The organism is Epibacterium ulvae (genome assembly GCF_018678075.1).
Lineage (GTDB): Bacteria > Pseudomonadota > Alphaproteobacteria > Rhodobacterales > Rhodobacteraceae > Epibacterium > Epibacterium ulvae_A.
Window position 1 is genome coordinate 96,881 of sequence record NZ_JAHHIR010000022.1, and the last position, 25,446, is coordinate 122,326.

25 protein-coding genes are annotated in these 25,446 nt (G+C 59.4%); 10 read left to right on the forward strand and 15 right to left on the reverse strand.

Annotation, left to right across the window (positions count from 1 at the left end; translation table 11 throughout):
• Positions 1-14: 14 nt before the first annotated feature.
• On the reverse strand, positions 15-851 hold the full coding sequence (locus tag KMP13_RS05160) for a hypothetical protein (protein ID WP_215264489.1): 837 nt from the start codon (positions 849-851) through the stop codon (positions 15-17).
• Between the two features lie 173 nt (positions 852-1,024).
• Here KMP13_RS05160 and KMP13_RS05165 point away from each other — a divergent pair, with 173 nt between their 5' ends.
• The 3 genes from KMP13_RS05165 (at position 1,025) to KMP13_RS05175 (ending at position 4,290) form a co-directional block, all read left to right on the forward strand.
• Positions 1,025-1,924, forward strand: a complete 900-nt coding sequence (locus KMP13_RS05165) for a CPBP family intramembrane glutamic endopeptidase (protein WP_251363683.1) — start codon at positions 1,025-1,027, stop codon at positions 1,922-1,924.
• A 61-nt stretch (positions 1,925-1,985) separates the two neighbouring features.
• On the forward strand, positions 1,986-2,948 hold the full coding sequence (gene accD / locus KMP13_RS05170) for an acetyl-CoA carboxylase, carboxyltransferase subunit beta (protein ID WP_215264490.1): 963 nt from the start codon (positions 1,986-1,988) through the stop codon (positions 2,946-2,948).
• A gap of 73 nt (positions 2,949-3,021) precedes the next feature.
• On the forward strand, positions 3,022-4,290 hold the full coding sequence (locus KMP13_RS05175) for a bifunctional folylpolyglutamate synthase/dihydrofolate synthase (protein ID WP_215264491.1): 1,269 nt from the start codon (positions 3,022-3,024) through the stop codon (positions 4,288-4,290).
• A gap of 167 nt (positions 4,291-4,457) precedes the next feature.
• Here the strand turns inward: KMP13_RS05175 and zapE are convergent, their stop codons facing one another.
• A complete protein-coding gene (zapE, locus tag KMP13_RS05180) occupies positions 4,458-5,525 on the reverse strand; it encodes a cell division protein ZapE (RefSeq protein ID WP_215264492.1) in 1,068 nt (355 codons plus the stop codon).
• 158 nt (positions 5,526-5,683) lie between these two features.
• Between zapE and KMP13_RS05185 the strand changes: the two genes are divergently transcribed.
• On the forward strand, positions 5,684-6,940 hold the full coding sequence (locus tag KMP13_RS05185) for an MFS transporter (protein WP_215264493.1): 1,257 nt from the start codon (positions 5,684-5,686) through the stop codon (positions 6,938-6,940).
• Positions 6,941-7,035: 95 nt separating this feature from the next.
• Here the strand turns inward: KMP13_RS05185 and KMP13_RS05190 are convergent, their stop codons facing one another.
• From KMP13_RS05190 to mbfA, 8 genes are all read right to left on the reverse strand, one after another.
• Positions 7,036-7,959, reverse strand: a complete 924-nt coding sequence (locus KMP13_RS05190; RefSeq protein ID WP_215264494.1) for an ornithine cyclodeaminase family protein — start codon at positions 7,957-7,959, stop codon at positions 7,036-7,038.
• The gene (locus KMP13_RS05195; protein ID WP_215264495.1) at positions 7,956-8,588 is read right to left on the reverse strand and encodes an HAD family hydrolase; all 633 of its coding nucleotides are present in this window, start codon (positions 8,586-8,588) and stop codon (positions 7,956-7,958) included. The genes KMP13_RS05190 and KMP13_RS05195 overlap by 4 nt, the downstream gene beginning before the upstream one ends.
• Positions 8,589-8,612: 24 nt before the next feature.
• Positions 8,613-9,575, reverse strand: coding sequence for a DMT family transporter (locus tag KMP13_RS05200; RefSeq protein WP_215264496.1), 963 nt, complete (start codon positions 9,573-9,575; stop codon positions 8,613-8,615).
• Positions 9,576-10,121: 546 nt separating this feature from the next.
• Positions 10,122-10,574 (reverse strand): YaiI/YqxD family protein, encoded by a 453-nt coding sequence (locus KMP13_RS05210; protein WP_215264497.1) that lies wholly within the window; start codon positions 10,572-10,574, stop codon positions 10,122-10,124.
• Positions 10,571-12,076 (reverse strand): Si-specific NAD(P)(+) transhydrogenase, encoded by a 1,506-nt coding sequence (sthA, locus tag KMP13_RS05215; protein ID WP_215264498.1) that lies wholly within the window; start codon positions 12,074-12,076, stop codon positions 10,571-10,573. The genes KMP13_RS05210 and sthA overlap by 4 nt, the downstream gene beginning before the upstream one ends.
• A 14-nt stretch (positions 12,077-12,090) precedes the next feature.
• Positions 12,091-12,924 (reverse strand): S-formylglutathione hydrolase, encoded by an 834-nt coding sequence (gene fghA / locus KMP13_RS05220; RefSeq protein WP_215264499.1) that lies wholly within the window; start codon positions 12,922-12,924, stop codon positions 12,091-12,093.
• Positions 12,925-13,043: 119 nt separating this feature from the next.
• On the reverse strand, positions 13,044-13,973 hold the full coding sequence (locus tag KMP13_RS05225; protein ID WP_215264500.1) for an AEC family transporter: 930 nt from the start codon (positions 13,971-13,973) through the stop codon (positions 13,044-13,046).
• 305 nt (positions 13,974-14,278) lie between these two features.
• Positions 14,279-15,253, reverse strand: coding sequence for an iron exporter MbfA (mbfA, locus tag KMP13_RS05230; protein WP_215264501.1), 975 nt, complete (start codon positions 15,251-15,253; stop codon positions 14,279-14,281).
• A gap of 134 nt (positions 15,254-15,387) precedes the next feature.
• On the opposite strand from mbfA, the gene KMP13_RS05235 reads away from it, so the two are divergent.
• Complete coding sequence (locus tag KMP13_RS05235; RefSeq protein WP_215264502.1) at positions 15,388-16,041, forward strand: TetR/AcrR family transcriptional regulator; 654 nt, start codon at positions 15,388-15,390, stop codon at positions 16,039-16,041.
• A 48-nt stretch (positions 16,042-16,089) separates the two neighbouring features.
• Here the strand turns inward: KMP13_RS05235 and KMP13_RS05240 are convergent, their stop codons facing one another.
• A complete protein-coding gene (locus KMP13_RS05240) occupies positions 16,090-16,512 on the reverse strand; it encodes a c-type cytochrome (protein ID WP_251363684.1) in 423 nt (140 codons plus the stop codon).
• 152 nt (positions 16,513-16,664) lie between these two features.
• Here KMP13_RS05240 and KMP13_RS05245 point away from each other — a divergent pair, with 152 nt between their 5' ends.
• Both KMP13_RS05245 and KMP13_RS05250 read left to right on the forward strand, forming a co-directional pair.
• Complete coding sequence (locus KMP13_RS05245) at positions 16,665-18,380, forward strand: Y-family DNA polymerase (RefSeq protein ID WP_215264504.1); 1,716 nt, start codon at positions 16,665-16,667, stop codon at positions 18,378-18,380.
• Positions 18,381-18,508: 128 nt separating this feature from the next.
• The gene (locus tag KMP13_RS05250; protein ID WP_215264505.1) at positions 18,509-18,850 is read left to right on the forward strand and encodes a DUF2794 domain-containing protein; all 342 of its coding nucleotides are present in this window, start codon (positions 18,509-18,511) and stop codon (positions 18,848-18,850) included.
• A gap of 31 nt (positions 18,851-18,881) precedes the next feature.
• Here the strand turns inward: KMP13_RS05250 and KMP13_RS05255 are convergent, their stop codons facing one another.
• The 3 genes from KMP13_RS05255 to KMP13_RS05265 form a co-directional block, all read right to left on the reverse strand.
• Entirely contained in the window at positions 18,882-19,721 is an 840-nt protein-coding gene (locus tag KMP13_RS05255) for a C40 family peptidase (RefSeq protein WP_215264506.1), read from the reverse strand.
• Complete coding sequence (locus tag KMP13_RS05260; protein ID WP_215264507.1) at positions 19,718-21,106, reverse strand: leucyl aminopeptidase family protein; 1,389 nt, start codon at positions 21,104-21,106, stop codon at positions 19,718-19,720. Before KMP13_RS05260 ends, KMP13_RS05255 begins: the two co-directional genes overlap by 4 nt.
• Before the next feature lie 125 nt (positions 21,107-21,231).
• Complete coding sequence (locus KMP13_RS05265; RefSeq protein ID WP_353055683.1) at positions 21,232-21,612, reverse strand: hypothetical protein; 381 nt, start codon at positions 21,610-21,612, stop codon at positions 21,232-21,234.
• 154 nt (positions 21,613-21,766) lie between these two features.
• Between KMP13_RS05265 and KMP13_RS05270 the strand changes: the two genes are divergently transcribed.
• A complete protein-coding gene (locus KMP13_RS05270) occupies positions 21,767-22,417 on the forward strand; it encodes a carbonic anhydrase (RefSeq protein WP_215264508.1) in 651 nt (216 codons plus the stop codon).
• A 44-nt stretch (positions 22,418-22,461) separates the two neighbouring features.
• Here KMP13_RS05270 and KMP13_RS05275 read toward each other — a convergent pair whose 3' ends face one another.
• Positions 22,462-23,601, reverse strand: coding sequence for a DUF3095 domain-containing protein (locus KMP13_RS05275; RefSeq protein ID WP_215264509.1), 1,140 nt, complete (start codon positions 23,599-23,601; stop codon positions 22,462-22,464).
• Positions 23,602-23,898: 297 nt separating this feature from the next.
• Here KMP13_RS05275 and KMP13_RS05280 point away from each other — a divergent pair, with 297 nt between their 5' ends.
• Together KMP13_RS05280 and KMP13_RS05285 are read left to right on the forward strand one after the other, a co-directional pair.
• Positions 23,899-24,921 carry an aspartate-semialdehyde dehydrogenase gene (locus KMP13_RS05280; protein WP_215264510.1) on the forward strand — a complete coding sequence of 341 codons (1,023 nt, stop codon included), beginning with the start codon at positions 23,899-23,901 and terminating at the stop codon, positions 24,919-24,921.
• 151 nt (positions 24,922-25,072) lie between these two features.
• Positions 25,073-25,429, forward strand: coding sequence for a hypothetical protein (locus KMP13_RS05285; protein ID WP_251363685.1), 357 nt, complete (start codon positions 25,073-25,075; stop codon positions 25,427-25,429).
• The last annotated feature ends 17 nt before the right edge of the window (positions 25,430-25,446 follow it).

Consider the following 25,446-nt stretch of genomic DNA (forward strand, 5'->3'; position numbering starts at 1 on the left):
CTATTCAAACAGGATCATTTAAACAAATCGCCAATGCGCCAGCGCCGTGAAACTTTTTCCGGGCGCGGAGCCTGGGCAATGGTTACAGGCGCGGGCGTGCCGGGGCGCAGACGGGGCCGCAGGGGGCCGTATGGCACCTCTGTCGCGGCGACAGCGACCGGCGTGGGACGTGCGGTGGGGCGTAGTGCGGCGGTTGGCGTGGCCAGTGGCAGCGCATCGCGGGAACGGATGTCAGAGCGGCGCGCCATATCCCGCAATAGCTGCGCCCCAGAAGGGCCAAGCAGCTCACTCCCGTCAGGGGCATAAAGCGACAGAGCGATCACCCGATTGCCAAGCGCCATCGCGCCGCGCCACTGGGTGGTGCTGGTGCCCGGAACGCCCGGCGTTGTCGCCTGCATCCGCACCATGGGCATCAAGGAATCGGGATGTTCGGCAAAGACCCGCACCGGAGAGGAGGCGTTGATCAACGCACCCACGCTTGGGGTCTGGGCGGCCACCAGCGGGCCGGAAATCACGGCCGAAATTACCGCAGGATCCAGATGATTTTCACGGCCAAAGGGCAGTCGGTGGCGGGTCAAGGGGCGCACGTTCTCGCAACGCGCCAGCAGGGCAAAGCCGCCGTCGTCGCTGCGTTCCAGCGTTTGCTGGTCGAAACAGAAGCCTTCGGGTGCGGCGATGATGACCGGGTCTTCGCCCATGCGGATTTCGGTCAATCCACGCGGCAGGCTGCGGCCCAGGTCCGCAGAACGAGAAGCAAAGGAGAACACGCCAGAATCACTGCACCCCGCCAAAGCAGCGGAGAGAACAACAAGGGCCAGTAGGCGGCGACCGAAAGATTTTGGCGTCGTCACGACCCGCGTCCTTTCTTTTAGGCGTTTGGAGTCCCACATGGGATAGACGGGCCGATAAAATGGATCAAGCGCCGGTTTTCACCTTATTTTAACCCTCTCGGCGGGGATGCAGTTGCGTCACAGTTGATTGGCAGATGATTTGGCATGTTGCAGGAAATTCGGGCAGATTTTTGATGAAACACCTCATGTATATTCTGGCTCCGCGATACGGCGCGCATGAAGGTCTGGTGGCCCCCGCCCGCCCGCATGCTGCGATCTGGCGGATTGTGGCCGGGCTGGTGTTGGTTGCTGTCGTCAGCCTGGCTGGGACAAAGCTGTTTATTGATCTGGTGGCGGCAATGTCACCCGGTTTGTCCGCCCCCCACGAAGGAAAAACGCCGGGTGCAATGCTGGTCTTGCTGTTCAGCTTTGTCTTTGTCAGCATCGGCGTGGTTCTGGCCGCGCGGCTGTTTCATCACCGCTCAGAACTGAGCCTGTTTGGCCCTTTGCCGCTGTTTTTCCGCCAGTTTCGCCGCACGTTGGCGGGGTTGTTTCTGTTGTGGGTAGTGATCACCCTGTCGCCGCCATACGGGGTGAGCGTGCCGTTGGAACCCAATTTGGACATGGGGCACTGGGTCCGGTTGCTGCCGCTGGCGCTGCTGGGCGTTTTTGCGCAGGTCGAAGCCGAAGAGCTGTTGTTTCGCGGCTATATCCAACAGGCGCTGGCAGCGCGGTTTTCCACGCCCTGGGTGTGGATGGTGCTGCCCTCGGCGGTCTTTGCGCTGGGGCATTATCTGCCAGCGGAGGCCGGGGACAATGCGCTGTTGATCGCGATCTGGGCTGGGCTGTTTGGCGTGTTGATGGCGGATCTGACCGCGCGGGCCGGCAGTCTGGGGCCTGCGGTGGCGGTGCATCTGGTGAACAATGTGGTGGCTTTGCTGATTGTCGGCTCTCCCAGCAGCCTAAACGGGTTGGCGCTGCATCTTGTGCCCTTTGAGTTGAGCGACAGCGCGCAGATCCGCCCCTGGCTGTGGGTGGATTTCGCAATGATGGTGGTTTCCTGGCTTGTTGCGCGGCTTGCGATCAGGGCTTGATTGCAATTGCTGCAAACTGGCCTTATCTGATGGGCCAAACCGCCCCATGTGAAGGCATGACATGAACTGGATCACCAACTACGTCCGGCCGCGGATCAATTCGATCTTTTCGCGCCGTGAAGTCCCTGAGAACCTTTGGCATAAATGCAGCGAATGCGGCACTATGCTGTTTCACCGCGAGCTGAGCGACAATCAGAACGTCTGCACCCAGTGTGGGCACCATATGCACATCACCCCGCGCGACCGGTTTCTTGCGCTGTTTGATGGCGGTGTCTTTACCGAGGTCGACGTGCCGGAACCGGTGGCTGATCCGCTGAAATTTCGCGACCAGAAGCGTTACCCAGATCGCATGAAGGCGGCGCAAAAGAAAACGGATGAGTCCGAGGCGATGCTGGTGGCCTGTGGTGAAATCGGGCGCACGCCGATTGTGGCTGCGGCGCAGGATTTCTCGTTCATGGGCGGATCCATGGGCATGTATGTGGGCAACGCGATCATTGCCGCCGCCGAAGAAGCCGTCAAACTGGGCCGTCCGCTGGTGCTGTTTTCCGCAGCTGGCGGCGCGCGCATGCAAGAGGGGATCTTGTCCCTGATGCAGATGCCGCGCACCACGGTTGCGGTGCAGATGCTCAAAGAAGCAGGCCTGCCTTATATCGTTGTGCTGACCCATCCCACCACCGGTGGTGTGACCGCGTCCTATGCGATGCTGGGGGATGTGCATATTTCGGAACCCAATGCCTTGATCTGTTTTGCGGGTCCCCGTGTGATCGAACAGACCATTCGTGAAAAACTGCCCGAAGGCTTCCAGCGCGCGGAATATCTGCTGGATCACGGCATGCTGGATCGGGTGACACCACGGACCGAGATGCGGTCGGAACTGATCACCATCGTGCGCATGTTGATGAAAGAACCGCCGCAAGTGGTTGGCGATCTGCCAGCCCCATCCGAAGACAATGCGCCAACCGCAGAAGCCGAGGCCGAAACGGCACCGGAAACTGCCGCAGATGAGACAGCCAAAAGCGATTGAATCCGATATCGTAGTCGGTGACGAAAGGCCCGCCCTGGAACGGCGGGCTTTTTTGTAAGAAAGCGTGAAAGCCATGACCCAAAGCTCTGATGACATTCTGGCGCAGATGATGGCGCTGCATCCCAAGATCATTGATCTGACGTTGGACCGTGTCTGGCGTCTGCTGGCGGCGCTGGACAATCCACAAGAAGACCTGCCGCCGGTGATCCATATTGCGGGCACCAATGGCAAAGGGTCGACCCAGTCGATGATCCGCGCAGGCCTGGAAGGCTGGGGTAAATCGGTGCACGCCTATACCTCACCCCATCTGGCGCGGTTTCATGAACGCATCCGTCTGGCGGGCGATCTGATCTCAGAAGCACATCTGATCGACATTCTGGGTGAGTGCTACGCCAAGAACGAAGGTGAGAACATCACCTATTTTGAGATCACAACGGTGGCCGGCCTGTTGGCCTTTGCCCGGGCAGAGGCGGATTACACCCTGTTGGAGGTCGGTCTTGGTGGGCGGTTGGATGCCACCAATGTGGTCACGCCCGAGATCTCGGTGATCACCCCGGTGTCAATCGATCATGAACAGTTTCTGGGCAATACGCTGACCAAGATCGCGACCGAGAAAGCAGGCATCATCAAACGCGGCGTGCCCGTGGTTGTTGGCCCGCAATCCGAGGAGGCGATGGAGGTGATCGAAGACGTCGCCCTGCGTCTTGGCGCGCCAGTGATTGCGCAGGGTCAGCATTGGCATGTCTGGGAAGAACGCGGGCGGCTGGTGTTTCAGGATGAACGCGGGTTGTTGGACCTGCCGCTGCCCGCGCTGCTTGGTGCGCATCAGATCGACAATGCCGGGGCCGCGCTGGCAGTGTTGCGGCATCTGGGGGCAGATGAAGCTGCCTGTGAGGCGGCGATGACCGATGCGGTCTGGCCTGCGCGGATGCAGCGTCTTGCGACGGGCCCCTTGGTTGAGGTCGCAGGTCGGGCTGAGCTGTGGCTGGATGGCGGGCATAACGCGGCAGCGGGTGCGGCGCTGGGTGCGGTACTGGCGGGCTTACCAAAACGGTCGACCCACCTGATTTGCGGCATGCTGAACACCAAAGATATCGCGGGTTATATGCGCCCGCTTGCAACTGTGGCTGATAGTCTGACGGGTGTTTCGATCCCCGGAGAGATGAACACGCTGAGCGCTGAGCACACGCGCGACGCAGCCGCAGCCGTCGGGATGGCGGCGCAGGTCGCCGGTTCCGTCGAAGAGGCCCTGGCGGAGATCGTGGCGCAAGACCCCGACGCAAGGGTGCTGATTTGCGGATCGCTCTACCTGGCGGGGCATATCCTGCGCGAAAACGGATGATCCGCCCGGCCCAACGGGATGCTCCCGCCCGTCTTTGGTCTGACGACCGCATCCCGTTGGGCCGGGCGCCGCTGACGCGGCGCAGGGGCTTCCAGACGCAAGGTCTTTCATCTTTTTGAAAATACTTCGGGGTGAATTGGCCGTCAGGGCAAGAGGGGCAGAGCCCCTTAGATCTGTCCCCAGTCCTTGTCCTGCATTTCCCGCAGGCGGCTGGCAGTGCGTTCAAATTCAAACACGCCTTCACCCTCGACATAAAGAAATTCAGGCTCAGCAGCTGCGGAACAGATCAACCGCACGCGCGCCTCATAGAGCGCATCAATCAGGGTCACAAACCGTTTTGCTTCGTTAAAGTTGCTGCGCCCGAGGCTGGGGATATCCTCAAGGATCAGTACTTTGACTTCCTCGGCAATGGCGAGGTAGTCGCCAGGGCCCAGCATCTTGCCACAGAGGTCAAAAAACCGCGCGCGGGCCACACCGTTGCGGAAGGCGGGCAGTTCGACCAGTCGCCCTTTGACTTCCAGTTGCAGTGGCTCGGCCGCTCCACCCGCCAGATCGTCCCAGATGACCTGGATCTGCGCACGGGCATCTGCGTTGTTCGGAGAAAAATAGACCTGCGATCCGGTCAGGCGGTCCTGGCGGTAATCGGTGGGAGAGACCATCTCCCAAACCTCCATCTTGTCCTTGATGAGGTCGATGAACGGCAGGAACAGCTGGCGGTTCAACCCATCCTTATAGAGGTCATCGGGCACTCGGTTGGAGGTTGTGACCACGGTAACACCGGCCTCAAACAGCGCCTCAAACAGGCGGCCAACGATCATCGCGTCGGTGATGTCGGTGATCTGCATCTCGTCAAAGGCCAGGAGGCGCACGGATTGCGCCACATCGCGGGCCACTGGCGCTAGCGCATCGGCGGTGTTTTTCTGGCGCGCGACATGCATCTTGGCGTGAATTTCCTGCATGAAGGCGTGGAAATGCACTCGACGGCTGGGAATATCGCCAATGCTTTCGACAAAGAGATCCATCAACATGGATTTGCCCCGACCGACGCCGCCCCAGAGGTAAAGGCCCTTTACTGCCTGCGGTCGCGCTTTGCGGAACAGGCCCCGTTTCACCGGCGCGGCCTGCAGCCCTTCGCCGATACGGTCGAATTCGGGAATAACGGCGGTTTGTGCGGAATCCGGACGGAGTTCGTCGGCGGCGACTTTGGCGTGGTAAAATGCGTGTAACGAGGTCATGGCAGAAGCCTTAACGCCTGTTTGATGATGAGAAAAGCATCGCTAGGCCTCCTAAAGCCAAGTTGCATCAAAATTAGTGAACATGTTGCGCATTTTTCATGATTTGACCGCATTGCAGCGCTCAGTAAGGTTCGTCTGCCCTCCAGAAAGGAAACCCTATGTCCCAGCCCGCCACCCGGCCTGCCTCGGCGTCTTTGTTCACCCCGGTCCTGATTGTTGGCTGTGTCATCATTATGGTGAGCTTTGCGGTGCGCGCGTCCTTTGGCGTCTTTCAGATCCCGATTGCGGATGAATTTGGCTGGGCGCGGGCTGAGTTCTCGCTTGCGATTGCCATCCAGAACCTGGCCTGGGGCATTGGACAGCCGATTTTTGGCGCGGTTGCCGAACGGGTGGGCGATCGCAAGGCGATTGTGATTGGGGCTGTTATCTATGCCATCGGCCTGGTGCTGAGCGCGGGCGCAACCTCTGCAGAGGCGATGCAGGCCTATGAATGGTTGGTGGGCTTTGGCATCGCCGGAACCGGGTTTGGTGTGGTCCTGGCTGTTGTCGGTCGGGCCAGTTCGGATGAGAACCGCTCTATGTCGTTGGCGATTGTGACGGCGGCAGGTTCCGCCGGGCAGATCATCGGCGCGCCCACGGCGGAATGGCTGTTGTCCTTCCTGAGCTGGCAAATGGTGTTTGTGATCTTTGCCTGCACCGTTTTGGCGTTGATCCTGACCTTGCCGCTGATGCGGGTGCCGCCGACCGCCAACAAAGCAGAGCTGGAGGAAACCTTGGGCGGCATCCTGCGCAAGGCCATGAAAGATCCCAGTTACACGCTGATTTTCCTCGGTTTTTTCAGCTGTGGCTATCAACTGGCCTTTATCACCGCACATTTCCCGGCCTTTGTGACTGAGATGTGCGGCCCCATCTTGCCCGGCAGCCTGCTGCACGGGATTGGGGTGACAACAACCTCCGCTCTGGGCGCGGTGTCCATCGCGCTGATCGGGGCAGCCAATGTGGGCGGCACGCTGATGGCCGGCTGGGCCGGCAAACGGTTCTCCAAGAAATACCTGTTGGCGGGCATCTATCTGGCCCGAACTGTGGTGGCGGCGACCTTTATCCTGCTGCCGATAACGCCAATGACGGTGATCGTCTTCTCGGTGGTCATGGGCTCACTGTGGCTGGCAACCGTGCCTCTGACCTCGGGGCTGATCGCGCATATCTATGGTCTGCGCTACATGGGCACGCTCTATGGGATCGTGTTCTTCAGCCACCAGCTGGGCGGTTTCCTCGGCGTTTGGCTGGGGGGGCGGATGTATGACACCTATGGGGATTACACGGTTGTCTGGTGGATCGGTGTCGCGGTGGGGGCCTTTAGCGCCATTGTGCACCTGCCTGTGCGGGAACGCCCCCTGCTGGCCGCTGCGGCCTGATCATCGCGCCACCCGCGCCGCGTCAGCGGCGCGCGGCCCAACGGGATGAGACCTTCAGGTCGAAGACGGGCGGGAGCACACGCCCCTTGTTGGGATTAACTGCCGTTCTGGGCCTGCCACAGGGACAGGATATGGCGGGCGGTCATCAGATCCAGATGAGCACCGCCGCCGTTTTTGAACAGGGTGATCTCGGTCGGATCAAAGGCCGGGAAGGCCGCGATGTCATAGAAATCTGCCAGAACATCTGAACGCTGCAACACACCCTCGGACAGCGGGATTTTGAACTCGCCGATATGATTCAGCGTGGTGTCAAAACTGTCGGTGAAAATCCGCGCCCGTTTCAGCGCCGTATCATCCGCTTCGCGCATGTCGGGGCGATAGGCACCGATCATGTTCAGATGCTGTCCGGGGCGCAGCCAGTTGCCTTGGATCACAGGGGTCGAAGACATGGTGCAGGTCAGGATAATATCCGCTGCGCGCACCGCAGGCTCCAACGCATCAGCCACAACCACACCGGGGTATTGCGCACAAAGCGCTGTGGCCTTGGCCGGAGTGCGGTTCCAGACGCGGATCTGGGCATTTGGGTAGCAGCTAGAGAAAGCCTCGATCAGGGAGCCAGCTACCGTGCCTGCACCCACAATCAAGATCTCCTCAGCCGCCGGATTGGCCAAACGCCGCGCGCCCAGTAGGCTGTCGCCAGCGGTTTTCCACTTGGTCACCAGATGGAAATCCACCAGCGCCTCCGGCACCCCGGTTTGATCGGCATACAGCATCACTGCGCCATTGATCATTGGCACGCCTCGGGCGGAATTGCCGGGAAAGATATTGGCGGTTTTGACAGTCATGCCCAGGCCATCAATCCAGGCGGCGCGGCTGAGCAATGTGTCGTCCTTGCGATACAGGAATGTGTCGCCAATCTCAGCCTTGGGCAGGTTATGCCCAACGACAAGCGCCTCGGTAAAGGCGCGCCAGTCCAGCAGTGCCTCTCCCTGTTCGAACGTGATACTTGGCAGGCTCATTGCGCTTCGTCCTGTGTCAAAAGCCCTTCTGCGACCAGACGTTCGGCCCAGCCATCGGGTGTTGTAAACAGATGTGTCTGCCAGCCGCGATTGGCGGCGGCCTCGATGTTTTCCGGGCGATCATCAGCAAAGAGCAACGCGCGCCCCGACCATCCGCTGCCGTCTTCGAGATGTTGATAGATCTCCGCATCCGGTTTGATGCATTTCAACTGACCCGAGACATAGGCCTGATCAAATTCGGACAGGAAATCATATTCGCCCATGGCGATCTCAAACGTCTCGGCTCCAAAATTGGTGAGGGCCAGAACCGGAATGCCCTTGGCCTTGAGCGCGCGCAGAAGTCGTTCGGAATAGGGGATCAGGGGGGAGGCCATCTCTAACCAGCGGTCATGCCACCAGCGGATTTCTTGGCTCCAGTCGGGGTAGTCTGCGGCCAGGGCGTAGATGGTCTCCTTGAACGGATATCCGCGATCCACATTCAGGTTGGTCTCATGAATGGGCACACTGGCAAAGAATTCCTTGCGCCGTATCTCGCCAATTTGCGCGTCATAAAACGCCTCCGGCTCCCAGTTGATCAACACGCGGCCAAGGTCAAACACCACGGCTTTGATGTCACTATCAGTTGTCATGAGATGTTCCTTAAATTCGGTATTCTAAATATTGCGCGGTCTGGGGCGGCTGGGTGGTTTTTGCAGCCGTGTCTCACGCCACAGCGAAACAAGCCCGGCCCCGATGATCAAGAGGGAACCGAGCCAGACGTGAAATTCGGGCCATTCCTGAAACACCAAGATGCCCCAAACCGTGGCAAGGGGCAGGGCGATGTATTCAAACGGCGCCACCAGCCCGGCTTCGGCTGTTTTATAGGCATGGCTGATGAGGAACCCGCCCACGGACCCCGCCACTCCCGCGCCGATAAACAGGGGCAATTCGGCCGCAGTTGGCCAGGACCAGGGGCGCAGCAGGAAGTCACCCAATTGGGAGCCGGATCCGGCCCATTTCCCGTCGCCAAACCAGAGCCCCGCCGCCAGGCTGACGATCAAGAACCCACACAAAGGGTAAAAGGACAGCGCAACCGTCGCGTCGTGTTTTCCGATATGGCGCGACATCACATGCATGCCCGCATATCCGCAGGCCCCGGCCAACGGCAAAAGCGCGGCCCATTGGAAGCTGTCACTGCCGGGGCGCAGGATGATCAAAACACCGACAAAGCCGATGCCAACCGCGCTCCACCGCCAGGGGCCGACATGTTCGCCCAAAACCACCACCGACAGGATCGTGACCACAAGCGGGGCCGCAAAGCTGATGGCGACAGCATCAGCCAAGGGCAGCACGGCAAGGCCCGAGAAAAACGTGATATTGGCCCCCAGAACCAGCAGGCAGCGCAGGGCATGCAGACGTGGTACCTGGGTGCGCAGGGTGCGATACCCGCCCGCCAGCGGCGTCAGTACCAGCAACAGCAGCGCCAGGGCGATGGTTGTGCGGATGAACACCACCTCGTACAGCGGATAGCCCGACGACAAGAATTTGAACAGCATATCGATAATGGAAAAACAGGCCGCGCCGCCAACGGCCGCCAGTATTCCGAGGATCTTTGCCGAGTTTGAAATAGTGTGCATCGACGCTCTCCTTGGGTGTTTGTGGCGTGGGGATGTGTGGGACGCAAACCTATTCTGCGGTGGGTACAATTATCGGGTGTATCAAGTTTTTGCACCTGCCAGACAGCATCACAAAACACGAATTGTGGCCCCACAGCACGTAATTTTTCAGCGGGTTTTGGGGTGGTTAGGTTTGGACGAAATTCAGTGCCTGATCAAAAGAATGCATCCATGATAACCTGTTATATCACCTATGAAATCGACCCCGATAAAATTGCTGAGTTCGAGATTTACGCCCGCGTCTGGATCCCGCTGGTGAACCGGTTGGGTGGGACGCATCTTGGTACTTCCTACCCCATGAACGCGCCAATGATCTGGCGGTGGCCTTGTTCAGCTTCCCGTCCCTTGCCGCCTATGAAGATTACCGGGGCACAAGCCTGGAGGACGCGGAATGTCAGGCGCGTTTGCCTATGCCACCCGTCACCAGATGATCCGCAGATATGACCGGCAGTTTATGCGCCCGGTGACCCATGGGGATCTGGCACCGCTGATGGCCCTAATGGCGGATCAGGCCCGAGCGGCGCGCAATTCGCGTTCCAGCGCATCCAGAAACCGCGAGCGGTCGGCCTTGGTGAAGCCTTTGCCGCCGCCCTGCATGCCCAATGGGTTGGCGGCGCGCAGATCGGCCATCAGGTCGCGCATGGCCAGTTGCTGGCCGATATTGGCCTGGGTGAAACGTTCACCGTTATGGCGCAGCACCTGGGCGCCGGCCTCGATACATTTGGCGGCCAGTGGGATATCACCGGTGACCACAACATCGCCCGGACCGCAGCGTTCAGCAATCCATTTGTCGGCCTCGTCCGCGCCGGCAGAGACGATGACGTTCTCCACCAAAGGGTTGGCAGAGGGGCGCAGCCCGCCGTTTGAGACGACGAACATGCGCAATTTGTGGCGGGTTGCAACGCGCTCTGCCTCGGCCTTGACCGGGCAGGCGTCGGCATCAATGTAAAGCGCGTTCACTCAGCTGCCTTTTGGGCGCCGGCGTCGCGCTTTTCATCGCTTTTGGCGGCGGTTTTCTTGGTCGCGGCCTTCTTAGGTTTGCTGGCCGTGGGGACCTTGTATTCGTCGGGAATGGGCATGCGGTTGAACGCATCCAGGCCGGCGATTTTATAGGCCTCGGCCAGGGTCGGATAGTTGAAGGTGTTCTGGACAAAATAGTCCACGGTGCCTTGCAGGTTCAAAACCGCCTGGGCGATGTGGATCAGCTCGGTCGCGCCTTCACCGACGATCTGTACCCCCAGAACCCGGCGGGTTTTAAGGGAGAACAGCATTTTCAACATGCCATGTTCCAGACCCATGATGTGCCCGCGCGAGGTCTCGCGGAAGCGGGCAATACCGACCTCATAGGGAACATTGCGTTCCTTCAGCTCTTCCTCGGACATGCCACAGGTGGACATTTCCGGCACCGAATAGATGCCATAAGGGTACCAGGGGCTTTCGGGCACGGTGGGGGTGTCCAGCGCGTGACAGGCGGCCACCCGTCCCTGCTGCAGCGAGGTTGACGCCAGCGACGGGTGGCCGATCACGTCGCCGGTGGCGTAGATATGGCCGACCTTGGTCTGATAGGTCTTGCGGTCCACATCGATGCGTCCGCGATGGTCGGTTTCCAGCCCCACCTCGGATAGGTTCAGACGATCGGTGTTGCCCATACGGCCCGCGGCAAACAGCAGCATTTCGCCGCGAATATGACGGCCATTTTCCAGCGTGACCTCGATATGGTCGCCTTCGTCTTCGATCGATTTGATGGCAGAACCCAAACGCAGATCAAGGCCGTTTTCGCGGATCTGATGGGTGAATTCCTGGATCAGGGTGCGGTCGATGAAATCAAGGAAGGTGTCGCGCGGCTCGATCAAGGTGACGCGCACGTCAAGAGCGGCAAACATGGTGGCATATTCCACCCCGATGACCCCGGCGCCAACCACGATCAAGGAACGCGGGATTTCCGCCATCTCAAGGAATTCATCACCGTCGACAACGGTTTTGCCGTTAAAGGGCACATATTCGGGGCGATAGGTGCGGGTGCCGGTTGCAATCAGGAATTTTTCACCGTTGACGCGGGTGGTGTCGCCCGCCTCGATCTCAACCTCGACCTCATTTGGACCAACGAAATGCGCCATGCCGCTGAGGGTGTCGACATGGTTGCGGTTAAACTGGTGTTCCAGCACGTCAACCTCGTAATCCAAAGTCATATGCAAGCGCGCTTTGAGGTCGTCGGCCTTGATCTGGTCTTTTACCCGATAAGAGCGGCCATAAAAGCTGCGCTCGCGCCAGCCAGAAAGGTTCAGCACGGTTTCGCGCAGGGTCTTTGACGGGATCGTGCCGGTGTGGACAGACACGCCGCCCAGCCGGTCCTTGCGGTCGATCACCAGGACGCGGCGTTTCAGTTTTGCGGCTTGGATGGCGGCGGTGCGTCCCGAGGGACCGGAGCCGATGACAATCAGGTCGTAGTCAAATTCGCTCATATCAGGGATCCTCGTTAGCTGTTGTACAGCGCGTCAGCGTGGAAGGCGACGTGCTCTTCGATAAAGGTGGAGACAAAGTAATAGCTGTGGTCATAGCCGGGCTGCAGACGCAGGGTAGCCTGTTGACGTTTGGCATGGACCGCTTCGGCCAGGGCTTCGGGTTTCAACAGATCCAGGAACTGATCCTCGGTGCCGGTGTCGATCAGCATCGGACCTTTGAACCCTGTCTCGCGCATCATCAAAGTGGCGTCATGTTTGGCCCAGGCGGAGGTGTCATTGCCCAGATAGGCACCCAGTTGTTTGCGGCCCCAATCGCTGGCGCTGGGGTTTGAGATCGGCGCAAAGGCTGAGACCGATTTGAACCGACCCGGCAGGCCCATCGCCAGTGTGAGCGCGCCGTGACCGCCCATCGAATGCCCTGTGATCGACTGGCGCTCCAGATCGATCGCGAAATTCTCTCCCAGAAACGCGGGCAGCTCTTCGGCAATGTAGCTCCACATTTTGAAATGCGGCGCCCAGGGGTCTTGGGTTGCGTCGACATAGAAACCGGCGCCTTGGCCCAGGTCGTAGGCGTCGTCATCAGCAACACCTTCGCCGCGTGGGGAGGTGTCGGGGAAGACAATCGCGATCCCTTGCTCGGCGCACCAGGCCTGCGCGCCGGCTTTGGTCATGGCGTTTTCATGGGTGCAGGTGAGGCCGGACAGATACCACAGGATCGGAACCGGACCGCTTTCAGCCTCTTCCGGTAGGAACAGACCAAAGGTCATATCGCAGCCTGTGCTGCTGCTTTTGTGGGAATAAACGCCTTGGGTGCCGCCAAAGCATTTGTTCTCAGATACGGTTTCCATGAATCGCCTCTTCCTGTTTTGACTTAGGGCTAAAGGGCCAAGGCTGACCCGTCCAGCGCAGGGACGCCACCGAAAGCTGTTTTCGCGCCATTTGCTTTCTTTTATCTGAAACTTCCGCGTTAAAATGTGGAAACCCAGGCAATGACCGCAGGCAGGGTGAGGATTGAGGCAACGGTGGACAGGAAAATCGCAGCAGAGGCCCGTTGCGCGGCCACGCCGTAATGTTGCGCCAGCATATAGACGTTGCCCGCAACTGGCAGCGCGGCGGCCGCGATCACAATCTGGGTCGGGTAAGGTGCGACCGGGAACAGCCACAAAGCGCAGACTGCAACACAGGCGGGATGCAGTACCAATTTGCCAAAGCCGAGCCAGGCGGCAACCTGCAGGCGTTCCGACGATTTGATGGCCAGCGAGGCGCCAATTGCAAACAGCGCGCCAGGTGTGGCCGCGCCGGACAGGATCATCAGGAAATCATTCATCGGCTGCGGAATTGGCATCTGGGATGCAGACCACAACAAGCCGGCGGTGATCGCCAGGATCATCGGATTGGCAACAAGCCCTTTGAGGACCAGCCAGAGCGTTGCGGCGGTTTGCCCTGTGCTTTTGCTCAGGTTGATCAGTATGACGATCAGCGATGAAAACACCACAAGGTCGATGGTCAGGATCAACATCATCGGGCCGACAGAGGCTTCGCCAAACAGAATTGTCATCATCGGCAGGCCCATAAAACCGATGTTGCCGATCACGACACATTGCGCTTCAACCGCTGAGGTGGGCGTGTCTTGGTTGCGCCAGAGCGCGACCGCGGTGGCCAGTAGGTAGGCGACAACTGATCCTGTCAGGTAGGCCCAGAGCAGGTTTGGGTCAAAAATTTGCTCAAGCGTGAGGTTGGCCGCAAACCGGAAGATCATTGCCGACAGGGGAAAGAAGAACACAAACCGTGTCAGCGCAGCAGTGGCGGATGGCGATAAAAACCCAGTGCGGCCCGCGCCAAAGCCAAGGCCGATGATTGCAAAGAAGGGCAGGGTTCGCAGGAATATTTCAATCATTGCGCGTAGAGGTAACGGGTTATGAACGCTACTCAAAGCGGAAAAACAACAGGTTGTAAGTTTTTGCCATTGTTGCGGATCCGCTACCCCAAACACTCCCGCCCGTCGCAAGATCACCAGGGTGATCTGCTCCCGTTGGGCGTGGCCCTGCCCGCAGGCGGGCAGGGTGGTTGCGTCAAGGTCAAACCGGTTCAAGGATGCGGGACCGCGCCGCGCCTTTCGCGCGGCGCTTGGCCCAACAGTGGAGGGGCAGTCTGTGACTGTTCCCGGAATTGGCGGGAGCACACGCGAGTCGGAGGGACGTGTTATCCGCTGCCGATCAGTGCGCCGGCGCCGAGCACCAGCGCGCCGCCGAGGACGACCTGCAATGTCGCGCGCCAGAACGGGGTTTGCATATACCGGTTCTGGATCCAGGCGATGGCCCATAGCTCTACAAACACAACCAAAAGGGCGAGCACAGTTGCGGTCCAGAAGTCGGGGATCAGATAGGGCAGCGCATGTCCCAACCCTCCGACCGTCGTCATCACCCCAGACGCTAATCCCCGTTTCAAGGGCGAGCCACGGCCGGACAAGGCACCGTCGTCCGATGCGGCCTCGGTAAAGCCCATGGATATCCCCGCCCCGACCGAAGCGGCGATCCCGACCAGGAATGTGGTCCACGTGTCCTGTGTCGCAAATGCGGTGGCAAAAATGGGCGCGAGGGTTGAGACGGAGCCATCCATCAACCCCGCCAGTCCCGGTTGGACCCAGGTCAGGATGAATTGCTTGTGCTGGGTGGCCGCCTCGTCCTGCGCTATATCCACGGGCAGGTGTGTCGTGGTCAATGCATCAGCGTGCTGGGCGTGATCGGCCTCCGCTGCGGCCAGATCTCCCAACAGGCGCCTGGTTTCGGCATCTTGCGCCCGTGCGGCGGCGGCGTTGTAAAACCGTTCCGCGTCTTGTTCCATTTTTCGAGTTTGTGCGCGCATCTGCTCTGGGCTGAGGGTCTTGTTCAACCAGATCGGCGCGCGGGTGTAAAACCCGGCCACATGTTCGCGTCGGATCAGGGGAATAACCTCACCAAAGCGTTTTTGATGTAGTGCGATCAGCTGATTGCGGTGGGTGTCTTCCTCAGCAGCCATGTCGCGAAACAGGGCGGCCGATGCGGGGAAATCATCCTGCACCTCGGCGGCAAAGCTTCGATAAATGCGTGCGTCGTCTTCCTCGGCAGAAATGGCCAGTGCCAGAATTTCTTGCTCATCCAATGTGGAAAATCGTTTGCGGGAGGCCCAATGATGCATCTGCGATACCTAATATTTAGAACGATTCTAATTTAGTGAAGGTGGCGGCATTTACAAGTTATTTTGATCGCGGTTGTTCTGCCCCCATCCGGTGACATAGATTGGTCAGGCTTTAGACGATGATGGGAGAGGCTATGACCTCGGACACTAGCCAGGCCAATTTGGACCAACAGGCCGCGACAATCCAACGGACCGGGCGCAAGTTCGACCAAGTTCTGGAAGGCGCGCGAAAACTGTTTATGTCCAAGGGCTTTGAACGTGCCAGCGTGGATGATATCGCGCGCGAGGCTGCGGTCTCCAAAGCCACGCTCTATAGCTATTTCCCAGACAAACGCCTGTTGTTCAGTGAGGTGGTGCGGACCGAGTGTCAGCGCCAGTCCGATCTAGCCGGAGAGCCCTTGTCGCCGGGGTGTGCGCCGGAAAAGGCGCTTTATACCATCGCGCGTCAGGTGATGGCGTCTTTTACCTCGGAAATTTCACAGCAAATGTTCCGCGTCTGTGTGTCCGAGGCCAAACGGTTTCCGGAGTTGGGTGAGCTGTTTTACCAAAGCGGCCCGATGGCTGTGCGCAATGAGGTGCGTGCCTATCTGGTGTCCGCGACCGAGGCCGGACAGCTGCGCGTGGAAGATTTCGACACGGCGGCAGATCAATTTGTGGAACTGTGCAAAGCCAACCTGTTGCTGCGGGCCGTCTTCTTGAACGAAAGGGATTTTCCCGAGGCAGACTACCACCGGATTGCGTCCGCAGCGGTAGAGATGTTCATGGCGCGGTTTGCGGTGGCCGAGTAGTCCCTCGGCCAGTCTGATCTCCGGTGCTGTCGTTGGGCGACGGCAGGGTCAGTGAGTCGTAAACTCGTGACCGGGTTCTTTATATTCATCATGACAGGCTGTGCAGGATTGGATCAGGGCAGGCAGACTGCGCCTTAGATCCACAAGCGTGCGTGTGTTCAACCCATTTGCGGCCGCATTGGCACGTTCTGCATGGCGTGTGAAGTCATCCCAATTGTGCCAGACCGCCGGTTTTGCCAGGCTATGAGGGTCGCGGTGCGGGCGTCGAAACCGTTTCGGGATCTTTTCCGTGGTGCCTTTTAACGTTTTGCGGGCAGCACGCGCCTGGTCGCGGTTAAACGGGCGTCGGGTTGATGCCATTTCCGTCAACACAGCAAGCGCGGCCTTTTGTGCGACCATCAGATCCACGCGGGCCTGAACCTTGTGGTTGGAAATCCCATGGTTCGCGCTCAACCCGCCGGCCAGCGCCATGATCAATACCGCAGCCGCTGCAAAAACGCTGGGCCAAAAGCGCCGTATTGACCGAATCGCCAAATGAGAACAAAAATAGAACATATGCAGATCTGCCCCTGCTGTTGCCAATAAACGTCCGCCCATCACCGACCCAAAAGACCGCCCATGCTATGCCGCATCGCCGTATCCTTTCGCTGTGGTTCCCCAGATTGGGAGCCGATCGCATTCTGCGCCAGGAACGGGGTGGGGTGACGGGTCCTTTGGTGGTGACGGATGAAGTCTCCAACATGCAGGTTATTTCGTCGTTAAATTGGGCGGCAGAAAATGAAGGTCTTTGTGTTGGTCAAAGTCTGCGCGATGCCCATGCCCTGTGTGCCCATCTTGTGACCCGCAGCCGTAACCCTGCGTCTGAACAGGCGTTTCTGGCTACGTTGCAACGGTGGGCCGGACAATTCAGCCCTTGGGTGGCCCCAGAGGGAGAGGATGCGCTGGTGCTGGATTTGACGGGGTGTGCGCATCTGTTTGGCGGTGAAACCGCGCTGGCCACCCGGATTGAGGCGGATTGCACGGCCATGGGGGTGTCTGTGTCGTTGGGGCTGGCGGATACACGTGGTGCAGCCTGGGCCCTGGCGCGGTTTGCAACCGCGGATGTGGGCAGTGACCGGTCCGGCGATGCAATCCAGCAGGAGGCGCGCGCCACACGGGCGCGGGCGCAGCCAAATCGTACTGGCCAGGGTGCAACCCAGCGTTCAGGCGAGGGGGCAGGTCATCCCAGGGATCATGCCAAACGCCGCCATTGGACGCGGGGCGGCGCGGCACCGCAAGGGGTCCTGCCGACAGAACGGCTTACCCGGATTGCGCAGCCTGGCCATGCCTATGGGGCGCTTGCCCCGTTGCCGATTGCGGCCCTGCGGTTGGACCCTGCGATGGTCGCACAGCTCAACCGATTGGGCATGCGCCGTATCGAGGATCTGCTGGGGCAACCCCGCGCGGCGTTGGCGCGCCGGTTTGGGCGGGGCTTGGTCTTGAGGCTCGACCAAGCGATGGGGAGCGCGCCGGAACCCGTCTCTCCGGCGCGGATGCCGGATCACTTTGCGGTACGGCTGACTTTGCCGGAGCCGATCGGTTTGATGGAGGATTTTCTGGCCGCTGTGGATCGCATGTTGCCGCATCTATGCACGCGGCTTGAGACGCGAGGCAAAGGCGCGCGGGTTCTGCGGCTTGAGGCGCATCGCACAGATCAGGAGGCCGAGCGTGTTGTTGTGACACTGGCGCGGCCCAGTCGTACGCCGGACAGGATCCGCCCGTTGCTGGCGATGAAGCTGGAGGGGATCGACGCAGGCTTTGGCATTGATATGTTGCGGCTTGAGGTTTTACAGGCCGAGCCGCTGCATGCGCGCAGCCAGGTCGGCCACCAAGAGGCCGGTGCAAGGGCGCGGGTGCCAGATCATTGCATGGAAGACCTGTTGGGACGGCTGGGCGCGCGCGTTGGTATGGAGGCCTTGACGCGATATCACCCGGTTGAAACCCATGTGCCGGAAAAAACCGCACAGATACAGGCCGCCGCCTGGTCCGAGGCAACGCCCAATTGGCCCGCGCCGACACGACCCCGACCGGTGCTTCTTTGGCCACCCGAAGTTGTGATGGCACCAGAGGTGCCGCATTTGTCGACCGGGTTTCGCTGGCGGGGGCGGGATTGGCAGCCGGTCCGTTGCGACGGGCCAGAGCGGCTTGCGCCGGAATGGTGGCTGGATGATCCGAACTGGCGCAGTGGGGTGCGGGATTACTGGGTGGTGGTGACCGCCTGTGGGCAGCGTCTTTGGTTGTATTATGCGCATGGAGGCGCTGCGTCACGGGGGTGGTTCTGCCAGGGGGCATTTGCGTGACACAAGGGCGCGCGCATCAGCAAAACGCCGCCAGAGAATCAGACACGCGGCGTCACAGAGTGGCGAGGATCGTCATTTCAGCAGGAAACAAGCTTGATTTGATCATTAAATGACCGCAGGCTGTAGACATGAGCTTTCAGCAAATTGGGCCAGCAATGCGCCCCCACGACACGCAAGTGGCCTTTGATAAGCGTGAACTGCAGACCATCCTGTCGCTTTATGGCCGGATGGTGGCCGCCGGAGAATGGCGGGACTATGGCATATCCAACCTACGGGAACTGGCGGTTTTTTCGGTGTTTGAACGGACCGCAGAAAACCCGCTGTACCGGATCGAAAAACGTCCCAAGCTGCGCAATCGGCAGGGGCAGTATTCGGTGGTGGGCATGGATGGGCAGATCCTGAAACGCGGTCAGGATCTGCGCGCCGTATTGCAGGTTCTGGAGCGCAAGTTGATCCGGGCCGTCAAGTAATCGCGCACCCGCCCCCAAGTTGGCGAGATGCCTATGGCGCGGGGCGACGGTGTGCGGTGACTGGGCCATCGCCCTGTTCGGCGATGCGGGCAATGGCTGCATCAATCTCTTCAAAGGCGACCGCCATGTGATGCACATTGGCGTGGATCAATCGGTCCGCGTCGACGACCAGTGCCACGTGCCCTTTCCAGAACAGCAGATCTCCGCGGCGATAGCCATCATTTGGCAGATAAGCCTGCCGGACCTCGGCCTCCTGCTGGTCGCTGTCACCGGGGCAGGGTCGCCCGCAGGCGAGATAAGCGGCCTGAACCAGCCCGGAACAATCAATCCCCCAGCGAGAGTTTCCGCCCCACAGGTAAGGCGTGCCCAGAAACTGCTGCGCCACATCCACGGGATCCGAAGCCAGGTCATCCAGGCGGCGTAGATGTTGCATGGGGATAAAGCCGAGGTTGGTCTTGGCAAAGCGACCTGCAATCTCCTGCACCGTTACCCGACTGCCAAAGCTCAACGCGAGGCAATCGGGGGATTTGAAATTGGCCTCCTGATAGGCATGGCTGGCAGGTGCGTTGACCCAATGGGTTGCGGTGTCCGGCACTTGGGCGATCTGCGTCGCGGACAGGTAGCCGACATAGCCATCCTTGTCTGCTTGAACAAAGCACCAGCCCGCCCTGGTTTCATAAAGCGTGACGGTATCGCCCAGCAGCAATTGACGGTCCCTTGGCCCATTGGGGCGGCGCAGTAGATCCGCAACCGGAACGCTGACCTGTGCAGGGGTCCCCGTCACCAGCGGGCGATCCTGTGCGTGATCCGCCAGATGCTCGGCGGCAACGCGGCCATTCATCGGTGTGCGTCGGGCGTCAAAAGTGGTCATGATTCCAACGACAACATATCGGGAAGGCTTGCAAATAGGGCGCGAACACCCTGGCTTACCCCACCTTTGGACAGGCCTGCTTTGGCGCTGGGCGACCAGCCGTAGATGTCAAAATGCATGTACCGCGTGTCGCCTGCAAACCTGCGCAGGAACAAGGCCGCGGTGATGGAACCCGCAAAACCGCCCGCAGGGGCATTGTCCAAATCAGCAATCTGCGGCTCGATCATCGTCTCATACGGGGTGTGAAAGGGCATCCGCCAAACCGGGTCTGCCTGGCTGGGGGCCGCTGCCGCAAGGGCCTGCGCATCGGCGTCATGATCCGTGTAAAAGGGGGCCAGATCCGGACCCACCGCCACCCGCGCCGCGCCGGTCAGTGTCGCCATTGAGATCAGCAGATCGGGAGCGTCTTCCTGCGCCCAGGCCAAGGCATCGGCCAGAACCAGACGCCCTTCGGCATCGGTATTGTTGATTTCGACGGTTTTGCCATCGCGCGCGGTCAGAACGTCGCCAGGACGGAAGGCCCCGCCCGAAACCGCATTTTCCACGGCTGGGATCAAAACCCGCAGCTGAATCGGAAGATCCGCGTCCAAGATCAGTTGGGTCAGCCCCAGCACGTTGGCAGAGCCGCCCATGTCCTTTTTCATCAACCCCATGCTGGCGCCGGGTTTGAGGTTCAGACCGCCGGTGTCAAAACAGACCCCTTTGCCAACCAGTGTCAGTTTGGGGCCAGTGGTGCCTTTGCGCAGTTCAATCAGGCGCGGGGCGCTGGCGGCGGCGCGCCCGACCGCGTGGATCATCGGGAAGTTCTGCGTCAGAAGGTCGTCGCCGGTGATGACAGAGACCGCGCCGCCGTGGCGGGCCGCCAAATCACGGGTGGCATCCTCCAGCTCTTGGGGTCCCATGTCGGCGGCGGGCGTGTTGATCAGATCGCGGGTCAGCTGCTCTGCCTGCGCCAGTGCCTGGACCGCGCTTGCGTCCACATTGGCAGGTGCCACCAGGCGGGCTGTGTTGCCCGAGGTGGCTTTGTACGTGTCAAAGGCATAGCCCGTTAATAGCCAGCCAAGCGCCTCACGTGCGGCGCTGTCATCGGGCAGGCCTTCGACAATACGGTAGTCGCCTTTGGGCAGTTTGGCTGCAGCTTCGGCCAATGGGAAGCGTTTGCGCGCGCGTTTTGCGACGCTGCCATAGCCTAGCAGCGCCCGTTCCGGCGTACCATCGGCAGCGGGCACCAACAGAGCCTGGCCCAATGCGCCGGAAAACCCATTGGACCGCGCCCAGTTTTGAACCGGGGCGGCTTGCTGTTCGAGCCAGCTGTCACAAATGTCCTGATCAACCACAAAAAGAGGAACGGCTGAAGGCGAGTCCTCGACAAAGGCGAGTGTCATATATTGGCTCCGGTCTGGGCGAAATTTATCAGGTCAGAGTAACCTGACTGTTTCGCACCGCAAGTGCCCCCTGTGACAAATTGCGGTTTCCGGTTGCCTGCATGCCTTGTGTTTGCGGCGTGATCCTAGATGCTTAGATCATGTTGGTCCCAGATCGCAGTGAGTGAACGTTCGCCTACGCGGATCAGACGGAACAGCGTTGCCGCAACCGCTGGCTGGTCTTCGGCATCAATCGCCAAAGTCACGTCGCGTGCGATATTGGACATCGCAGTCATGCCAATCTGATCTGAGATCGCAATCAAGGACCGCGCGCTTTTTCGTAAATTTGTCACATCCTTATGACGCCAAAGACGCTCGCAATGCGTCAGACGCACCGCCAGTTCTTCGATTGCTCGGCAAACGACGTCTTCTGCGCCACGCTCCCCGAGTTCTGTGTAAAGGTCCGACAACTTGTCGGGATCTAGGCGCACCGTTTCTGTGTGCACAACAGTGAGAATATTAGCCACCACTTTTACCCCAAAAATATGTGCCCCCACGGCACACAGGACAATTTGGGCCTTAACGGTTTTCAAAAGGTTTCTTTAGCGGATCGAAATATCTCGAATTTGCTAACAAATCAGGCTATCACGCTCGGCAGTCATCATCACAGGGACCGCGCACATGCAATTTGCCAAACCTCTCCCGAGCTATCTGGTCACGCGTTATCATGGTTGGAAAGCAACAACATATGATGCAAACCAAGGTTGGTATCGTCGGCTGGCCACCGAAGGTCAGCGTCCGCGCGCCATGGTAATATCCTGCTGTGACAGTCGCGTGCATGTGACGTCCATTTTCGGCGCCGATCAGGGCGAATTCTTCATACATCGCAATATTGCCAATCTGGTGCCGCCTTTTGCGCCGGATGGGGATCACCATGGTACCTCGGCTGCAGTGGAATATGCGGTGACCGCGCTGAAGGTGTCGCATCTGATTGTATTGGGTCATTCCCAATGCGGCGGGGTGCAGGGCTGTATCGACATGTGCAAGGGCAACGCCCCGCATCTGGAAGAGAAGACCAGCTTTGTCGGGCGTTGGATGGATATCCTGAAGCCAAAGTTTGAAGGTGTCGCCGATATCGAGGACGCCGATGAACAGGCCCGCCAGTTCGAGCGTCAGGCCGTTGTCGCCTCGCTCGAGAACCTGATGACCTTTCCGTTTGTGCAGAGCGCGGTCAATGCGGGTGAGCTGAGCCTGCACGGTTTGTGGACCGATATCGGGGCAGGCGGGTTGGAAAGCTACGATCCGAACGCGAACGGCTTTGGCCCAGTTTGATCCCGAATTTCGTCATAGGGCGCGCGCGTCTGGTGCGGGCTGCGTTACGACAGGGTTCGCGCCGCCTCGGTATATCCGCCAGCAGCGCCATCGACAAAATGGATGTGATCATCGCTAAAGGCTGATGGCACGATACAGGTCAGCACGGCCTCTTCCTGTTCATGCCAGCCAAACCGGATCAACCCATCTGTGCGGGCCGCTTTGAGCCGTTCCAACAGACGATCACGAATGTCTGGACTGCAATCGAGCGTCATTTTCAGCCCGTCGTCGAATTTCCGATAATCCGCGTTGCGCGACAGGATGCGTCTGTAGTGTTCGGGATCAAACCCGCGCACCTTGAGCCGGAAGTTAAAGATCACCCAGGCCATCACCGTGCGCAGCGCCAGGGCACACGAGGCAACCAGCGTCGGGGTCTCGCGTCTCAGCAGGCGGGCTTCGGCGCGAAATCCTGCGGTTGGGAAACCCAGATCCGGCCCTGTTTCGGGCACCGGATGCCCATTGCGCGCCAGCTCACCCGACATCGCAAGCACTTCATCGGCGATCATGGCGAAATCCTGATGGCGGGTGTGATCGCGGGGCAGGATCAACAACGACAAGATCACGCCGTTTCTGGATTTCATATTGTTCCAGCGACACGACAGCCCCGTTAGATCCGGCGGCTCGGCTTCCACGGCGGCGGGTACTTCAAATCCGCCCTGTTTCATCTGCTGTTCCGCCCAGGCCAGGCCGCCGCCGTTGAACATAGCGTAATCCGCATCGGGGCCCACCGCATAACGGGCGACCGAGACGTCAAACCCTTCGTCGCGGATCCATTTGACCGGCAGCATTGCGGCCCTGAGGGTGATGGAAAACTCTCGGTCGACCCAGGCGCGCAGCCGGGCCAGCGTCGCGCGGGCCTCCTGTTCAAAGGCGCGCGGCACCGCAAATGACGCGCCATCACCGGCAAACACATAGGGAAAGGCCTGTTGCGACAGCGTGTTGATCATGGCCGTGATCACCGCCGCGCTGACCATGTTCACCGTACGATATTGTCCTTCCGCGATCAGACCGCTGCTGTCGACAATATCGGTACATCCCACCACCCAGTCCTCGGGCAAAGACACAAAACATTCGGGCCGCGCAAGCAAATCAAAGTCATTCACACGGGGCAGCTCTTCATAAAAACGACTGTCGGGTTGCGCCATGATTTGGGGGACCCTTTTTCAATTACATACCTACAGACTTAGCCCTGCTGGAGGACAAGGCCAATGGTTGCTTTTGTCACGCACGGAAGATGGCTTGTTATTGCAGGAATCGCACTATTTGCGCGGATGGAAATCCAGCGGCACCTTTCGCCATATTGTTTGGTACGATTTGCGAAATTCGGTACAATATTGTGTCATCTTTGACCTAGCGAACAGGTTGCTGCTCTTTAATTGTTCCGGTTTTCCCTTTAAGACAGCGGCGCCGGCCATGGGGCCGCATATATCTGGAGAAACAAAATGGGTTATCGCGTCGTTATCGTTGGCGCCACAGGCAATGTGGGCCGCGAAATGTTGAACATTCTGGCAGAGCGCCAGTTCCCGGTGGATGAGATTGCAGTTCTGGCGAGCCGTAAGTCTTTGGGCACCGAAGTCACATTTGGCGAGACGACCCTGAAGACCCAGGATCTGGCGATCTTTGATTTCGCGGGCTGGGACATGGCGCTGTTTGCTGTGGGCTCTGCCGCAACCAAAGATTTCGCGCCCAAAGCGGCTGCGGCCGGTTGCGTTGTTATCGATAACTCGTCGCTGTACCGCTACGATCCCGCGATCCCGCTGATCGTGCCGGAAGTGAACCCCGAGGCGATCCACGACTATAAGAACAAGAACATCATCGCCAACCCGAACTGCTCAACCGCGCAGATGGTTGTGGCGCTGAAGCCGATCCATGACCGCGCCAAGATCAAACGCGTTGTTGTCTCCACCTACCAATCCGTATCCGGTGGCGGCAAAGACGCGATGGAAGAGCTGTGGGAGCAGACCAAAGCGGTCTACAACCCGACCAAAGACGTGCCGCCGACCAAATTCACCAAAGAGATCGCGTTCAACGTGATCCCGCATATCGATGTGTTCCTGGACGATGGCTCCACCAAGGAAGAGTGGAAAATGGTCGCCGAGACCAAGAAGATCATCGACAAATCGATCAAAGTCACCGCGACCTGCGTGCGCGTGCCGGTGTTTGTTGGCCACTCTGAATCAGTGAACATCGAGACCGAGGATTTCCTGGACGAAGACGAAGCCCGCGACATCCTGCGCGAAGCGCCCGGTCTGATGGTGATCGATAAGCGCGAAGACGGTGGCTATGTCACACCCAAGGAATGTGTGGGCGATTTTGCGACCTTTATCAGCCGCCTGCGTCAGGACCCAACGGTTGAAAACGGCCTGAACCTGTGGTGCGTCAGCGACAACTTGCGCAAAGGTGCGGCGCTGAATGCGGTACAAATCGCTGAACTGCTGGGACGCGAAGTTCTGAAAAAAGGCTGATCGCCCTAATAGGGCCAGCACATCCGACCAAAAGAATAGGGGGTGCTTCGAAAGAGGCGCCCTTTTGTCTTTTGCGAGACTGTGCGCGGGCGACGGTTTCTTCCACTTTGGATCACAAGTTTACAGTGGTTCAATTTAAAGGAAGAAATTCATGCTCAGCGCTCATGCAGATGTCACAGATGTTCTCGCGATACCGGAACCAATGATGCAAAGCGCGTGGGCCAGTGCCCGGACGAGCAAGCGCCTTGATACTGAGTTGGCGATGCAGTTGCGGATCATCCTGGGCGGAGAATTCCGCCGCGCAAAGAACTGGAACGCCCTGCGTCGCGCCCTCAGAGGCAAGGGTTTCAGTCTTAAGGTAGAGCAGGGTCAGCTGCGGTTGATTGACAGCATAAGTCGCGTTGATATCTGCTCTACCGGTTTTCTGGGCTTCCCGCTGAGCCAGCTGGAACAGGATTTTGGCGCGCCCGTGGACAGTGTGAAATGGCACAATTGGTTGATCGGTTAGGGGATCAGCAAGCGTCG

What these genes read in the sequence shown, in the direction of transcription:
- KMP13_RS05165 (WP_251363683.1), top strand. Translation starts at nt 1,025, where the DNA reads ATGAAACACCTCATGTATATTCTGGCTCCGCGATACGGCGCGCATGAA.
- accD (WP_215264490.1), top strand. Translation starts at nt 1,986, where the DNA reads ATGAACTGGATCACCAACTACGTCCGGCCGCGGATCAATTCGATCTTT.
- KMP13_RS05175 (WP_215264491.1), top strand. Translation starts at nt 3,022, where the DNA reads ATGACCCAAAGCTCTGATGACATTCTGGCGCAGATGATGGCGCTGCAT.
- zapE (WP_215264492.1), bottom strand. Translation starts at nt 5,525, where the DNA reads ATGACCTCGTTACACGCATTTTACCACGCCAAAGTCGCCGCCGACGAA.
- KMP13_RS05185 (WP_215264493.1), top strand. Translation starts at nt 5,684, where the DNA reads ATGTCCCAGCCCGCCACCCGGCCTGCCTCGGCGTCTTTGTTCACCCCG.
- KMP13_RS05190 (WP_215264494.1), bottom strand. Translation starts at nt 7,959, where the DNA reads ATGAGCCTGCCAAGTATCACGTTCGAACAGGGAGAGGCACTGCTGGAC.
- KMP13_RS05195 (WP_215264495.1), bottom strand. Translation starts at nt 8,588, where the DNA reads ATGACAACTGATAGTGACATCAAAGCCGTGGTGTTTGACCTTGGCCGC.
- KMP13_RS05200 (WP_215264496.1), bottom strand. Translation starts at nt 9,575, where the DNA reads ATGCACACTATTTCAAACTCGGCAAAGATCCTCGGAATACTGGCGGCC.
- sthA (WP_215264498.1), bottom strand. Translation starts at nt 12,076, where the DNA reads ATGAGCGAATTTGACTACGACCTGATTGTCATCGGCTCCGGTCCCTCG.
- fghA (WP_215264499.1), bottom strand. Translation starts at nt 12,924, where the DNA reads ATGGAAACCGTATCTGAGAACAAATGCTTTGGCGGCACCCAAGGCGTT.
- KMP13_RS05225 (WP_215264500.1), bottom strand. Translation starts at nt 13,973, where the DNA reads ATGATTGAAATATTCCTGCGAACCCTGCCCTTCTTTGCAATCATCGGC.
- mbfA (WP_215264501.1), bottom strand. Translation starts at nt 15,253, where the DNA reads ATGCATCATTGGGCCTCCCGCAAACGATTTTCCACATTGGATGAGCAA.
- KMP13_RS05235 (WP_215264502.1), top strand. Translation starts at nt 15,388, where the DNA reads ATGACCTCGGACACTAGCCAGGCCAATTTGGACCAACAGGCCGCGACA.
- KMP13_RS05240 (WP_251363684.1), bottom strand. Translation starts at nt 16,512, where the DNA reads ATGGCGCTGGCCGGCGGGTTGAGCGCGAACCATGGGATTTCCAACCAC.
- KMP13_RS05245 (WP_215264504.1), top strand. Translation starts at nt 16,665, where the DNA reads ATGCCGCATCGCCGTATCCTTTCGCTGTGGTTCCCCAGATTGGGAGCC.
- KMP13_RS05250 (WP_215264505.1), top strand. Translation starts at nt 18,509, where the DNA reads ATGAGCTTTCAGCAAATTGGGCCAGCAATGCGCCCCCACGACACGCAA.
- KMP13_RS05255 (WP_215264506.1), bottom strand. Translation starts at nt 19,721, where the DNA reads ATGACCACTTTTGACGCCCGACGCACACCGATGAATGGCCGCGTTGCC.
- KMP13_RS05260 (WP_215264507.1), bottom strand. Translation starts at nt 21,106, where the DNA reads ATGACACTCGCCTTTGTCGAGGACTCGCCTTCAGCCGTTCCTCTTTTT.
- KMP13_RS05270 (WP_215264508.1), top strand. Translation starts at nt 21,767, where the DNA reads ATGCAATTTGCCAAACCTCTCCCGAGCTATCTGGTCACGCGTTATCAT.
- KMP13_RS05275 (WP_215264509.1), bottom strand. Translation starts at nt 23,601, where the DNA reads ATGGCGCAACCCGACAGTCGTTTTTATGAAGAGCTGCCCCGTGTGAAT.
- KMP13_RS05280 (WP_215264510.1), top strand. Translation starts at nt 23,899, where the DNA reads ATGGGTTATCGCGTCGTTATCGTTGGCGCCACAGGCAATGTGGGCCGC.
- KMP13_RS05285 (WP_251363685.1), top strand. Translation starts at nt 25,073, where the DNA reads ATGCTCAGCGCTCATGCAGATGTCACAGATGTTCTCGCGATACCGGAA.